An 11,675-nucleotide genomic window follows, 5' to 3' on the forward strand; every position below is an offset into this window, starting at 1 on the left:
CATCTGCTCTCTTGTGATCTGGTGGGCCATTCCATGGGCGGCAAGGTGGCCATGATGCTGGCCTTGCACCATGGAGAACTGCTCGACCGATTGGTCGTGGTGGATATCGCTCCGGCCTCTTCCGGCGGTGACTTCCATCCCATTGTCGAGGCCCTCGCGGGAGTACCCCTGGCCGAATGTGACAATCGCGACGATGTGGACGATTTCCTGGCCGATGAGATCCCCGAGGCGTCTTTGCGAGGTTTTCTGCTGCAAAATCTCACGCGCACCGGCGACGGGTTGGCTTGGCGGGTCAATCTGGCCGCCCTGCATCTGGATATGGAGCGAATCATCAGCTTCCCGGATCTGCACCCGCACCGTGTTTTCAACGGCCGGACCCTGTTCCTGGCTGGGCAACAGTCGGACTATGTCACCCCGGCCCACGCGGGCGTAATTCGTCGGCTCTTTGCCCATGCGGTGATCGATCGTGTTCCCAACGCCGGGCATTGGGTGCATGCGGATCAGCCGAAAGCCTTCCTGGACAAGCTCCGGCATTTCCTCGATACCTAGGAATATGGCCAAGCAACCCGCCCTTTTCACCCATCGCCCCTACTGGGCGAAGCGGTTCGGTGTGGCGCCCTTCCTGCCCATGAGCCGGGCCGAGATGGAGGCGCTGGGCTGGGATTCCTGCGACGTGATCATCGTCACCGGCGATGCCTATATCGACCATCCCAGCTTCGGCATGGCGATCATCGGACGACTACTGGAATCCCATGGCTTCCGGGTCGGCATCATTGCCCAGCCCGACTGGACCTCCGCCGAGGCCTTCCGTGCCCTGGGTGAACCCAACCTGTATTTCGGCGTCACCGGCGGCAACATGGATTCCATGGTCAATCGGTACACCGCCGACCGGCGTTTGCGTCACAACGACAGCTACACCCCAGACGATGAGGGCGGCAAGCGGCCCGACCGGGCGGTGACCGTCTACGCCCAACGCTGCCGGGAGGCTTTCCGTGGGGTGCCGGTCATCGTCGGCGGCATCGAGGCTTCGCTAAGGCGCATCGCCCATTTCGATTACTGGTCCGATAAGGTCCGCCGCTCGGTGCTGTTGGACAGCAAGGCCGACCTGCTGATCTATGGCAACGCCGAACGGGCCATCGTCGATCTGACCCACCGCATTGCCCGGGGAGAGAAACCGGCGGAAATCACCGATTTGCGCGGTACCGCCGTGGCCCGGTCCACCGTTCCAGAGGGATGGGAAGAAGAAGATTGGAGCGCCATTGGGGAAACACCGGTCAAGACCAAGGGCGAGCAGGTGGTGGTTCGACTGCCTTCCTATGATCAGGTTCTCGCCGACCCGGCTCTCTATGCCCAGGCTTCGCGTACCCTGCACCTGGAAAGCAATCCAGGCAATGCTCGGCCCCTGATCCAACGACATGGCAATCGCGAAGTCTGGCTCAATCCGCCGCCGATCCCGCTGGAGACCGCCGAGTTGGACCGGGTCTATGAAATGCCCTATGCCCGCGGCCCCCACCCATCCTACGGGAACAAGCGCATTCCCGCCTGGGAGATGATCCGCTTTTCGGTCAACATCATGCGCGGCTGTTTCGGGGGCTGCTCCTTTTGCTCCATCACCGAGCACGAGGGCCGCATCATTCAGAACCGATCCGAAGACTCGATCCTACGCGAAGTCGAGGCCATCCGGGACAAGACTGACGGCTTCACCGGCATCATCTCGGACCTGGGCGGTCCAACGGCCAACATGTGGCGCCTGGCCTGCAAGGACAAACAGACCGAGTCCGTTTGCAGACGGCTGTCCTGCGTGTTTCCCGGGATCTGCAAAAATCTCAATACCGACCATGAACCGCTGATCCGATTGTATCGCAAGGCGCGCGCGATTGCGGGAGTAAAGCGGGTGTTCGTCGCCTCGGGGCTGCGCTACGACCTGGCGGTGCGCAGCCCGGCCTATGTGAAGGAACTGGTCAGCCACCATGTGGGAGGCTATCTGAAAATCGCTCCGGAACATACTGAAGACGGGCCATTGTCAAAGATGATGAAGCCGGGACTGGAAAGCTATGACCGCTTTAAGGCCCTGTTCGACAAATACTCAAAGGCAGCCGGCAAAGAGCAATACCTGATCCCCTATTTCATCGCCGCCCACCCGGGCACCAGCGACAAGGACATGCTCCATTTGGCCCTGTGGCTGAAGCGCAACGGCTACCGCGCCGATCAGGTCCAGGCCTTCCTGCCCTCGCCCATGTCTCTGGCCTCGGCCATGTATCACAGCGAGCGCAATCCCCTGAAACCGCTGCATCTTGAAAATGCGGAGATCGTCAGCACCGCCAAGGGCCTGAAGCAACGGCGCCTGCACAAGGCCTTTTTGCGCTATCACGATGCGGAGAACTGGCCTCTGCTGCGCGACGCCTTGAAGAAAATGGGCCGCGCCGATCTGATTGGGCCGAGCAAGACCCACCTGATTCCGGCCTGGCAGCCCAAGGGCACGGGCCAGGGCGGCGGCGAGGGGGCGCGCACCGGGCGCAAGCACAAGGAACAAATCTTCAAGACCCAGCACAGCCGTCCAGAAAAAGGTCGGAAACGCCGTGGCAAGCCGCGCTGACGGATCAGTGGTATCGCGGCACCATGGAAGACGCGGTGAACAGAACCAGCGCCGCCACGACAATGGACGGCCCCGCCGCCGTATCCCAGGTGAAGGCCCCCCAAAGACCCAAGGCCACGGCCAAAGTCCCCGCGCCCATGGCCAGCAGCGCCATGGATTCCGGCGTGCGGGCCAAATTGCGGGCCGTCGCCGCCGGTATGATGAGGAGCGAGGTGACCAAAAGCAGCCCGACCACTTTCAAAGCCAGGGCCACGGTGACCGCGATCAGCAACACAAAAGTCAGACGCAGGGGCAAAATGGCTACGCCTTCCACCGCCGCCAGATCCGCATGGACAGTCATGGAAAGCAAAGGGCGCCAGATCCCGGCCAATATCGCCAGCACCAGCACTCCGCCGCCCCAGATCACGGCCAGGTCCGTGAGGCCGACCGCCAATATATCGCCGAACAGATAGGCCATCAGGTCAACCCGCATGCCCTGCATCAGCCCGATGGCCACCAAGCCCACCGAAAGAGCGCCGTGAGACAGAATGCCGAGCAGGGTGTCCGAGGCCAGGGATTTCCGCCCCTGCATCCAGACCAATAGCAACGCCAGGGCAATACAAACCACCGCCACACCAAGTCCCGGATCCAGGCCGATGAGCAACCCCAACACCACGCCGAGCAGAGCCGAATGGGCCAAGGCATCGCCGAAATAGGCCATGCGCCGCCAAACGACGAAACTCCCCAACGGCCCAGTGACCAGGGCAACACCCACTCCGGCCAGCAAAGCATGGAACAACAGGTCATCCATGACCGTCATCCTTCGGGCCCTCTTCCAACGGCACCACGTTGCCATGCATGTCGTGGGCATGATCATGGCGGTGGTGATAGAGCGCCAAAGAAGAGGCGACACCTTCGCCAAACAGGCTGACGAAGGCCGGATCACGGCTAACCGCTTCCGGGTGGCCGGAGCAACAGACATGGGTGTTGAGACAGACCACCTCATCGGTGGAAGCCATGACCAAATGTAGGTCGTGGGAAACCATCAAGACACCACAGCCATGGCGCTTTCGGATCTCGGCAATCAATGCATAAAGTTCGGCCTGGCCATTGATATCCACCCCTTGCACCGGTTCATCGAGTACCAGCAGATCCGGCTGGCGAACCATGGCCCGGGCCAGCAGCACCCGCTGCATTTCGCCGCCGGAGACTGATTGGATTGGGGCATCAAGAAGCCGGGTAATACCCACCTCTTCGGCGGCCCCTTTGATCCGCTCCCGGCCCTGGCTTCCCCCCGGCGTCGCAAGACGAAGAAACCCACGCACGGTCAGCGGCAGGGTCTCGTCCACCTCCAATTTTTGAGGCATGTAGCCGATTTTCAGTCCGGAACGGCGGACAATCGAGCCGCTGTCCGGGCGCATCAGGCCGAGCAAACAGCGCACCAGCGTGGTCTTGCCGGCGCCATTGGGCCCGACCAGGGTTACCACCTGCCCCGGATTCACAGCCACTGACACCCGTTCAAGAACCAGACGGCCCGAAAAAGATACCGAGATTCCGTCGGCTAGGACGAGTGCTTCTTGTCGCACGTCTTGCCTTGGTGAAAGCGGACACAACGACCGACGATTTCGATGGTGCCTTCCTGGATCTCGAACCCGACCCGTTCAGCGGCCTTTCCAAGAGCCTCATCGAGCAAGGTTTCGCCGATCTCTTCGGCGACGCCACAATCCTGGCAAAGCAGGAAACGAGTCACATGAGGCTTTTCCGGTCGATTGCAGGCGATGAAGGAATTCAGGCTTTCCAGCTTATGGATCAGCCCCTGCTCCAATAGAAAATCCAAGGCACGATAGACAGTCGGCGGGGCGGCATTGCCTTTTTCCTGCTTGAGTTCCTCCAGCAGTTCATAGGCGCCCTTGGGCCGCCCGCGATCTTCCCACAGGCGCTCCAGCACCCAGCGGCGAAGCGGAGTCAGCCGGACCCCTCGGTGAGCACAAAGCTCTTCGGCACGTTCGGCCGCGTTGTCGCGGGACCATGGATCGTCACTTCTCAAGGCTGATAAATCCTTGCCGGGGGCAATGGTTGCGGTGCTCACGGACTAAACTCCCAATCGGGCCATATCCCGCATCGTGGCGGTTGGCGCTCTTATGAGGTGGCAATTGATTATTGAACGTATTTTATAACGTACCGTGATATTGGCTGTTTTTTAGACTTATGACAAGGATAAAGTAGCGTTGATGCGGCGTCGCACACTTCACTGCTGAATACGGACCGAGACTTGACATCCTTCCCGCCAGGGTCGATGTACGGACCGGACCGTAAAGGAGGCCATAATGTGCGATGACATGATCACTCTTGAAAACTTGAAATACAACGCCGACGGACTGATTCCGGCCATCGCCCAACAGCACGATACGGGCGAAGTGCTGATGATGGCCTGGATGAACAAGGACTCCATCGAAGAGACTTTGCGTACCGGACAGGTTTGTTATTGGTCGCGCTCACGCAGCCAGTATTGGCGCAAGGGCGAAAGCTCCGGTCAGGTTCAAAAACTCAAGGATCTGCGCTGGGATTGCGATGGCGACACCCTATTGTTGCAGGTGGACCAATTGGGAGTCGCCTGCCACACCGGGCGCCGCAATTGTTTCTTCCTGGCCTGGCGGGACGGCGAAACCAAGTCCATCGCCGAGCCTGAAATCTCTCCTGAGGATCTGTACGGCAAGGGCTGAGTTCATGCCCTCCCCCCTGGATTCCGTGCCCATTACCGTGATCACCGGCTTTTTGGGCAGCGGCAAGACCACGCTGCTCAACCGGCTATTGGATCATCCGGGTCTTGGCGACCTGGCGGTGCTGATCAATGAATTCGGCGATGTGGCCATCGATCATCTGCTCGTTCGCGAAGTCAGCGAGAACGTGGTGCTGCTCAACTCCGGCTGCCTATGTTGTACCGTGCGCGGAGATTTGGTCGATAGCCTGCGCGATCTATTCCTGCAAAGGGTGCGCGGCGAGATTCCGGAGTTCAAGCGGTTGGTCATCGAAACCACCGGGCTGGCTGATCCGGCCCCCGTGATTCACACCTTGATGACCGACCCTTTGATCGGGACCCGATATCGACTGGACGGAATCGTCACGACCGTCGATGCCCGCCACGGCGGCGGACAATTGGACAAGCATAAGGAATCGGTCAAACAGGCCGCTGTCGCCGACCGACTGGTGATCACCAAGGCCGACACGGTGGACACCGCCAGCATCGAACACCTCAAGACCCGCCTGCGCGCGCTGAACCCGGCGGCGCCGATCTTGGTGGCCGAACACGGAAAAGCCGACCCCGGGGGGCTATTTGACTGCGGCCTGTACAATACCCGCGACAAACATCCAAATGTCACCAACTGGCTGGCCGAGGAGGCCTATTCCTTGGCCCAGGTCGAGACCGGTCACGGCGATCCCGGTCATGTTCATGGGCATGATCCCAACCGCCACGACGACCAGATTCAGTCTTTTTGCCTGCGCATAGAGCAACCGGTGGATTGGGAACGTTTCACTTTGTTCATGGAAATCCTGCTGTCCAGCCAGGGCGAGCGATTCCTGCGCATCAAGGGGCTGCTCAATGTCATCGGTGAAGATCACCCGGTGGCCGTGCATGGGGTGCAGCATATGTTTCATCCGCCGGTGGCCCTGCCCGCCTGGCCAGAGGGAGACGACCGGCATGGACGCATCGTATTCATTACCCGGGATGTCAGCCCCGACGCCGTCTTGCGGACCTGGGAAGCGATCAGTGCGAACACCACCACGCCTTAACTCACACAAATTAAAAGGACTTTATGGGATATTTCCAAATCCATGACCGTGATCCCTAGCCGTGGCGTCGGAATTCTGTTATGGTTAAGCACGTCTGGACGAATTCAATTCTCTCTCTCGACAGACACTCCTTAATTCCCGGTCCCAAAGGCCGGGAATTTTTTGCGGCCATGGCCTCAACGAAAACCCCTTAAGCCATCGTAAATCAACGCTGTTCACCTGTTTGTGATGACAAAATCGTGAACAGCGGTCGATTTCTCTTGCGCATTGCAGCAATGTATATTAGTTTTTTCTCATATGATAAATCACTAATGAAGTGAGGCACAACATGTCCGTTTTCGTTTCAATCATCACACTCTTGCTGGCGGCCCTCGTTTTGATCGGCGCCGCCATTCCGGTGATCATGGCCGTGGTGGCTTTGCGCGATATATCCCGCAAGGCCTACCAGTCGACCATGGACTATCAGGCTGAGATTGACGGCGCCAAGGCTGCCGCCTAGCGCGTGTCGGGTCCAATCGGACCCGCTAGACACGCGCGACCTTATTGGAATCGATCACGTCGCGTTTGGATGGAGACGATCCAACGCGAAAAACGTGACCGGCATCAATCCGACAGAAAAACACCCCGCTGTGATTGGCGTCACAGCGGGGTTCTTTTGTTCAGGGCAGGATCACCGTGTCCCTCAAGAGCAATTTGGGCCCGGCCTCGCGGCCGGGCCTCTTTTTTTCTCCCTCGCGAGGACCCTTGCTCACTCTCCCAAGCCTGGGCCCTTTGTAATAAAATAGGGGCGCTTCATTCCCCCGACTGAAGCGCCCCCAAGCTCACGATCAGCTATTGCCGATCCGGCTCTTGGTTGGATCCCGATAGAAAATATGGCGACCGATCTTGCGAACCCGCTTCAACTTGCTGATCCATTCGGGTTGCACATAGTTGGCGTGATAGAACAGCGCCCCTTGGGACGGGTCGCGGTCATTGGCGTGCAAGGCGTAGCGGGCAACCATCTTGGCCAGCTTCCAAGCCCCTTCCTCGGTCGGCTCATCGCTTTTACCGTCGCACCACCAAGAAAACTGACATTGGTGACGCTTACCGAGGCCCTGGGTCACCACGCCGCAAATCGTGTTCGGAAACTCTTCGCTGCGCATGCGGTTGAGGGTCACCCCGGCCACGGCCAGTTGACCATCCAGCGATTCGGAGCGCGCCTCCCAATAAACGTTCAGAGCCAGACAATGAAGCTCGGTTTCAAGACCGGAGGGAATGGCCGCGCTGGCGGTTTCCGACGGGGTGATCCCCTCGGTCGCCAGAACCGTGCCGAGAACCAAAAGGCCCGCGGCGAAACGACTCAAAACCCTGCTGACGGATGTCCGTCCCATCAATCCCCTACCTTCATCTGAAATTGTCAGATCCACTACATTAGTCACTGCTTATATAAGAGGTGACTAATGTATGTCAAGTCCGACGTCACAAGCGTTCCGCATCGGCCCCTGATCGCCGTCGGCACGCGCGCGCCCTGTGGGCCCGTCTTGACGCAAGACTTAGAGCCATTTGTGCAGTGCATCAACGGCTATCTCTGCGGATCAGCCATGCAATTGACGAATGGCCTCATTCGCCAACCAACCGGCAGGAGAAATCTCTGAAACCACTGGAAAAAAAGCTCTTTTCAAGATAGGATTGAATGATCAATCAGGGGGAAAAACAAACAAGGCCACCCCCGACTCATGCGCCGACTCCTTGAACCGGATCCGCGCTCATGCAATGGGAGGAAACTATGCAACGGATTTTTACAGTCCTGGTCCTGGCCGTGGTGGCTGCGGGCATGACGATCTCCGCCGCTCAAGCCGGTGGTGGGCGCCATCTGCAGATGTACCAAACTCAGGGGATGTTCGCCGATGTCAAACAAGACATCTTGAACGCGGTGGCCAACAAAGGCTTCGTGGTCGATTACGTGGCTCGCCTGGGTGACATGCTCAAGCGCACCGGCCCGGCGGTAGGGTCCAGTAAACCCATCTACGAAGAGGCGGAAATGCTACAGTTTTGCTCCGCCAAATATTCCCGCGCCGCGATGGAAATCGATCCCAGCAACATCGTCTTCTGTCCCTACGTGATCGTCGTCTACACCTTGCCCGAGGACCCGAAAACCGTGCACGTGGGCTATCGCCGCCCCATGGCCGGCGGCAGCCTGGCATCGCGCAAGGCTCTCATGGAAATCGAATCGCTGCTGGACGGCGTGGTCCGCGAGGCCCTGGATATGAATTGACGCTTTTTTCTGTCCCTGGTGACGGTCATCACAGCCGACCGCATGGACTTGGGACATAAAGAAGCCATCTCAAGAGCAACTCAGCCCGGCGATTTCGCCGGGCTTTTTCTTGGTCGACCTGTTGACCTCTGAGCGGCCCAGGATTACCGAACGCCCCGCGGCAACGGTGCTTGGGCCTCGTCGGCCCGCTCTTGATTGATCTAACAGGCTGTTGAAAATGTCCGAAGTCGAGCGCGTGGCGACATATGCTTCGACAAGCTCAGCATGAGGGCCTTTGACCTTTCAACATGTTAGCCTCACCCTGAGCTTCCTCATCCCGAGCTTGTCGAGGGACGAAGGGCGAGGCGGGCCGTCGGACAACACTTTTTCAGCAGCCTGCTAAAGTTTCGCGAACGGCGTTCGCCAGGCATTCTTTAAGAGGCGGATTTAAAAGTATCCTTTAGATATCAAGGGCGTAGATTTTTGATCTGGCCAGGAAAGGCCGACGACACGGGGCGGCGCCCCGTTAGGAGGTCTTGACGCCGCCAGAGCGGAAATATACGCCCTCGAGATCAAAGGAATACTTTTGAATCCGACTCAAAGGCTCATTTGGGGCACTCCCCGCGCTCGATGGTGGCGAACAGATCCGCCGTGGCGGCTTCCTCCTCGACCGCCTCGGAATTGATGCCCGTTACTTTTCCGATTCACCCTCTCAATCCGATAATCCAGCGCAACAGCCGGTGGGTCTTGGGGCGGGGCCGCTGGCGGTGGAACCAGGGATTCTGCCGGGCGGCACAGGTGATGATATGTCCGGTGGCGATCATGGTTCGTCTCCTGGGGCGATGATCGCCCGATGATCTCCTTGCATCAGCGGTGCCAGTTTCCAGGCATCTGATTTCTAATCGCAAAATTGGTTTTGGAGGAACCAGCGGGTAGATTCTGCCGCCACGACCCGGCAAGATTACCCGGTACACACCATCGAAGGAGATCCCCCTGCCCTGTTTCGTCTATGTGCTGGGAAGCGACGGTCCGGGCGGCCCGCGCACCTATGTGGGCTGGACCACCGATCTGGACTTGCGTCTGGCCCGCCACAACGACGGCTCCGGCGCCAAATCCACCCGAGGCCGCGTCTGGGTAATGCTCTACGGCGAATCCTTTGCCAATCGCACCGAGGCCATGAGCCGCGAATGGCACCTCAAGAAAGATCGCAACTTGCGGAAATCACTGCTGGAAAACGGCAGGGGCCTCTATTGAACGCGAAAGGCTGCTGAAAACGTCCGATTTCGAGCCTGTGGCGACACATGCTTCGACAAGCTCAGCATGAGGGCCTTTGAATTTTCAACCTATTAGCCCCACCCTGAGCTTGTCGAAGGGCGAGGCGGGCCGTAGGACAACACTTTTTCAGCAGCCAGTTATGCCGCCGCCGAATCCGACTCCGGTAGTTCCGCCCCGTAACAATGGCCGCGCCAGCCTTCCGCATGCACCCAATCCATAAAGGCCTCGCGGGCCTCGCCCTCCAATTGCCGCCAACGGGCGCAGCGGGCCGCGGTCCAGGCCCCAGGGGACCATTTATCGGGGCTGCTGTTCGGGTTGTTCATGGGCCATCCTCCTGCAGGTCGAGTCGCGAGTTGGAATGGTAGCGGGATTCTATTAAGGCTCCGTTGCAATGGGACATCGCCCTACCATTGCCACAGTCCCCTGGCTTCCCTATAAGTCCCGAAGCTTGATGGTCGATTGCGGGGAAAGAGAAACACCATGCGCCTATCCACCTACTTCGTGCCCACCTTGAAAGAAAACCCGGCCGAGGCGCAGATCGTCTCGCACCGATTGATGCTACGCGCCGGACTGGTCCGCCAGTCTTCCGCCGGGATCTACACCTGGCTGCCCATGGGCTTGCGGGTATTGCGCAAGATCGAGGATGTGGTGCGTCGGGAACAGGCTGCCGCCGGGGCGCAGGAATTGCTGATGCCGACCATTCAGCCCGCCGAGCTATGGCAGAAGTCCGAGCGCTATGACGACTACGGCCCGGAGATGCTGCGCATCAAGGACCGCCACGAACGGGAAATGCTCTACGGTCCGACCAATGAGGAACTGATCACCGATCTGTTCGCCAACAACGTGCGCTCCTACAAGGAACTGCCCAAGAACCTGTACCATATCCAGTGGAAGTTCCGCGACGAGATCCGGCCCCGCTTTGGCGTCATGCGCGGGCGCGAGTTCCTGATGAAAGACGGCTATTCCTTCGACCTGACCTACGAAGGCGCCCGCCACGCCTACAACAAGATGTTCATTTCCTATCTGCGCACCTTCGCGCGCATGGGCCTGACTGCCATTCCCATGCAGGCCGACACCGGCCCCATCGGCGGCGATCTGTCGCACGAGTTCCTGATCCTGGCCGACACCGGCGAGAGCGAGGTCTTCGTGCACAAGGACCTGATGGAGCTGGACTGGAGCGCCGGGGACCTGGACTATGACGATCCGGCGGCCATGCAGGCGGCGGTGGACAGCTACACCGGCAAGTATGCCGCCACCGACGAGAAACACGATCGGGCCAAGGAAGCGGAACTGGGCGACGCGCTGATCAACGCCCGGGGCATCGAGGTCGGCCATATCTTCTTCTTCGGCACAAAGTACTCTGAAAAGCTGGGCGCCCGGGTCACCGGGCCGGACGGCAAGGAGATCACCTTGGAAATGGGCTCCTACGGCATCGGCGTGTCGCGTCTGGTGGGGGGTATCATCGAAGCTTCCCATGACGACAACGGCATCATCTGGCCAGAGGAAGTCGCCCCGTTCCGGGTCGGGCTGATCAACATGAAGGTCGGGGACGTCGAGTGTGACGCGGCCTGCGAGGCCCTCTATGAGGAGCTCCAGGCGCGCGGCGTGGACGTGCTCTACGACGACCGCTCGGAGCGTGCGGGCGTAAAATTCGCCGACATGGATTTGATGGGCCTGCCCTGGCAATTGGTGGTGGGCCCGCGCGGGCTGAAGAATGGCATTGTCGAACTGAAGAGCCGCAAGACCGGCGAACGCGAGGAAGTCGGTCTGGACGTCCTCGTCGACAAGCTGGCGGGCTGA

General features: G+C 59.5%; 13 protein-coding genes (1 of these 13 running past the window's edge). 8 read left to right on the top strand and 5 right to left on the bottom strand.

All coding sequences use genetic code 11. The features are described 5' to 3' along the window. Window positions 1–549, top strand: partial view of an alpha/beta fold hydrolase gene (locus MGMAQ_RS11460; protein WP_046021643.1) — the 3' portion only. 225 nt of this gene lie to the left of the window's left edge; the window shows 549 of its 774 coding nt (coding positions 226–774); the start codon falls outside the window, past its left edge; it ends in the stop codon at window positions 547–549. Window positions 550–553: 4 nt separating this feature from the next. Continuing rightward, a complete protein-coding gene (locus MGMAQ_RS11465; RefSeq protein WP_046021644.1) occupies window positions 554–2,596 on the top strand; it encodes a YgiQ family radical SAM protein in 2,043 nt (680 codons plus the stop codon). Between the two features lie 4 nt (window positions 2,597–2,600). Here the strand turns inward: MGMAQ_RS11465 and MGMAQ_RS11470 are convergent, their stop codons facing one another. From MGMAQ_RS11470 to MGMAQ_RS11480, 3 genes are read right to left on the bottom strand one after another with little or no spacing between them, the layout of a single operon-like run. Next, window positions 2,601–3,386, bottom strand: coding sequence for a metal ABC transporter permease (locus MGMAQ_RS11470; RefSeq protein ID WP_198409116.1), 786 nt, complete (start codon window positions 3,384–3,386; stop codon window positions 2,601–2,603). Further along, complete coding sequence (znuC, locus tag MGMAQ_RS11475) at window positions 3,379–4,161, bottom strand: zinc ABC transporter ATP-binding protein ZnuC (RefSeq protein WP_046021646.1); 783 nt, start codon at window positions 4,159–4,161, stop codon at window positions 3,379–3,381. Before znuC ends, MGMAQ_RS11470 begins: the two co-directional genes overlap by 8 nt. Beyond that, complete coding sequence (locus tag MGMAQ_RS11480; protein WP_252508624.1) at window positions 4,137–4,664, bottom strand: transcriptional repressor; 528 nt, start codon at window positions 4,662–4,664, stop codon at window positions 4,137–4,139. Before MGMAQ_RS11480 ends, znuC begins: the two co-directional genes overlap by 25 nt. Before the next feature lie 238 nt (window positions 4,665–4,902). Here MGMAQ_RS11480 and hisI point away from each other — a divergent pair, with 238 nt between their 5' ends. The 3 genes from hisI to MGMAQ_RS21085 all read left to right on the top strand — a co-directional run bounded on the left by hisI (window position 4,903) and on the right by MGMAQ_RS21085 (window position 6,866). Next, complete coding sequence (hisI, locus tag MGMAQ_RS11485; protein WP_046021647.1) at window positions 4,903–5,298, top strand: phosphoribosyl-AMP cyclohydrolase; 396 nt, start codon at window positions 4,903–4,905, stop codon at window positions 5,296–5,298. Window positions 5,299–5,302: 4 nt separating this feature from the next. Continuing rightward, on the top strand, window positions 5,303–6,367 hold the full coding sequence (locus tag MGMAQ_RS11490) for a GTP-binding protein (RefSeq protein ID WP_173427174.1): 1,065 nt from the start codon (window positions 5,303–5,305) through the stop codon (window positions 6,365–6,367). 328 nt (window positions 6,368–6,695) lie between these two features. Further along, window positions 6,696–6,866, top strand: a complete 171-nt coding sequence (locus MGMAQ_RS21085) for a hypothetical protein (protein ID WP_158498843.1) — start codon at window positions 6,696–6,698, stop codon at window positions 6,864–6,866. Between the two features lie 328 nt (window positions 6,867–7,194). Here MGMAQ_RS21085 and MGMAQ_RS11495 read toward each other — a convergent pair whose 3' ends face one another. Next, window positions 7,195–7,710: a cell wall hydrolase gene (locus MGMAQ_RS11495; RefSeq protein ID WP_158498844.1), complete on the bottom strand. Its 516-nt coding sequence runs from the start codon at window positions 7,708–7,710 to the stop codon at window positions 7,195–7,197. Window positions 7,711–8,132: 422 nt separating this feature from the next. Between MGMAQ_RS11495 and MGMAQ_RS11500 the strand changes: the two genes are divergently transcribed. Together MGMAQ_RS11500 and MGMAQ_RS11505 are read left to right on the top strand one after the other, a co-directional pair. After that, window positions 8,133–8,621, top strand: coding sequence for a DUF302 domain-containing protein (locus MGMAQ_RS11500; RefSeq protein WP_052716344.1), 489 nt, complete (start codon window positions 8,133–8,135; stop codon window positions 8,619–8,621). A gap of 990 nt (window positions 8,622–9,611) precedes the next feature. Beyond that, window positions 9,612–9,854, top strand: a complete 243-nt coding sequence (locus MGMAQ_RS11505; protein WP_252508625.1) for a GIY-YIG nuclease family protein — start codon at window positions 9,612–9,614, stop codon at window positions 9,852–9,854. 158 nt (window positions 9,855–10,012) lie between these two features. On the opposite strand, the gene MGMAQ_RS11510 is transcribed toward MGMAQ_RS11505, so the two are convergent. Continuing rightward, on the bottom strand, window positions 10,013–10,198 hold the full coding sequence (locus MGMAQ_RS11510; RefSeq protein WP_046021650.1) for a hypothetical protein: 186 nt from the start codon (window positions 10,196–10,198) through the stop codon (window positions 10,013–10,015). 157 nt (window positions 10,199–10,355) lie between these two features. Here MGMAQ_RS11510 and proS point away from each other — a divergent pair, with 157 nt between their 5' ends. Beyond that, window positions 10,356–11,675: a proline--tRNA ligase gene (gene proS / locus MGMAQ_RS11515; protein ID WP_046021651.1), complete on the top strand. Its 1,320-nt coding sequence runs from the start codon at window positions 10,356–10,358 to the stop codon at window positions 11,673–11,675.

The organism is Magnetospira sp. QH-2 (assembly GCF_000968135.1).
Classification (GTDB): domain Bacteria; phylum Pseudomonadota; class Alphaproteobacteria; order Rhodospirillales; family Magnetospiraceae; genus Magnetospira.

Bases quoted from the DNA above. Each gene is read 5' to 3' on its own strand.
- hisI (WP_046021647.1), top strand. From the start codon at position 4,903: ATGTGCGATGACATGATCACTCTTGAAAACTTGAAATACAACGCCGAC.
- proS (WP_046021651.1), top strand. From the start codon at position 10,356: ATGCGCCTATCCACCTACTTCGTGCCCACCTTGAAAGAAAACCCGGCC.
- MGMAQ_RS11510 (WP_046021650.1), bottom strand. From the start codon at position 10,198: ATGAACAACCCGAACAGCAGCCCCGATAAATGGTCCCCTGGGGCCTGG.
- MGMAQ_RS11465 (WP_046021644.1), top strand. From the start codon at position 554: ATGGCCAAGCAACCCGCCCTTTTCACCCATCGCCCCTACTGGGCGAAG.
- MGMAQ_RS21085 (WP_158498843.1), top strand. From the start codon at position 6,696: ATGTCCGTTTTCGTTTCAATCATCACACTCTTGCTGGCGGCCCTCGTT.
- MGMAQ_RS11490 (WP_173427174.1), top strand. From the start codon at position 5,303: ATGCCCTCCCCCCTGGATTCCGTGCCCATTACCGTGATCACCGGCTTT.
- MGMAQ_RS11470 (WP_198409116.1), bottom strand. From the start codon at position 3,386: ATGGATGACCTGTTGTTCCATGCTTTGCTGGCCGGAGTGGGTGTTGCC.
- MGMAQ_RS11500 (WP_052716344.1), top strand. From the start codon at position 8,133: ATGCAACGGATTTTTACAGTCCTGGTCCTGGCCGTGGTGGCTGCGGGC.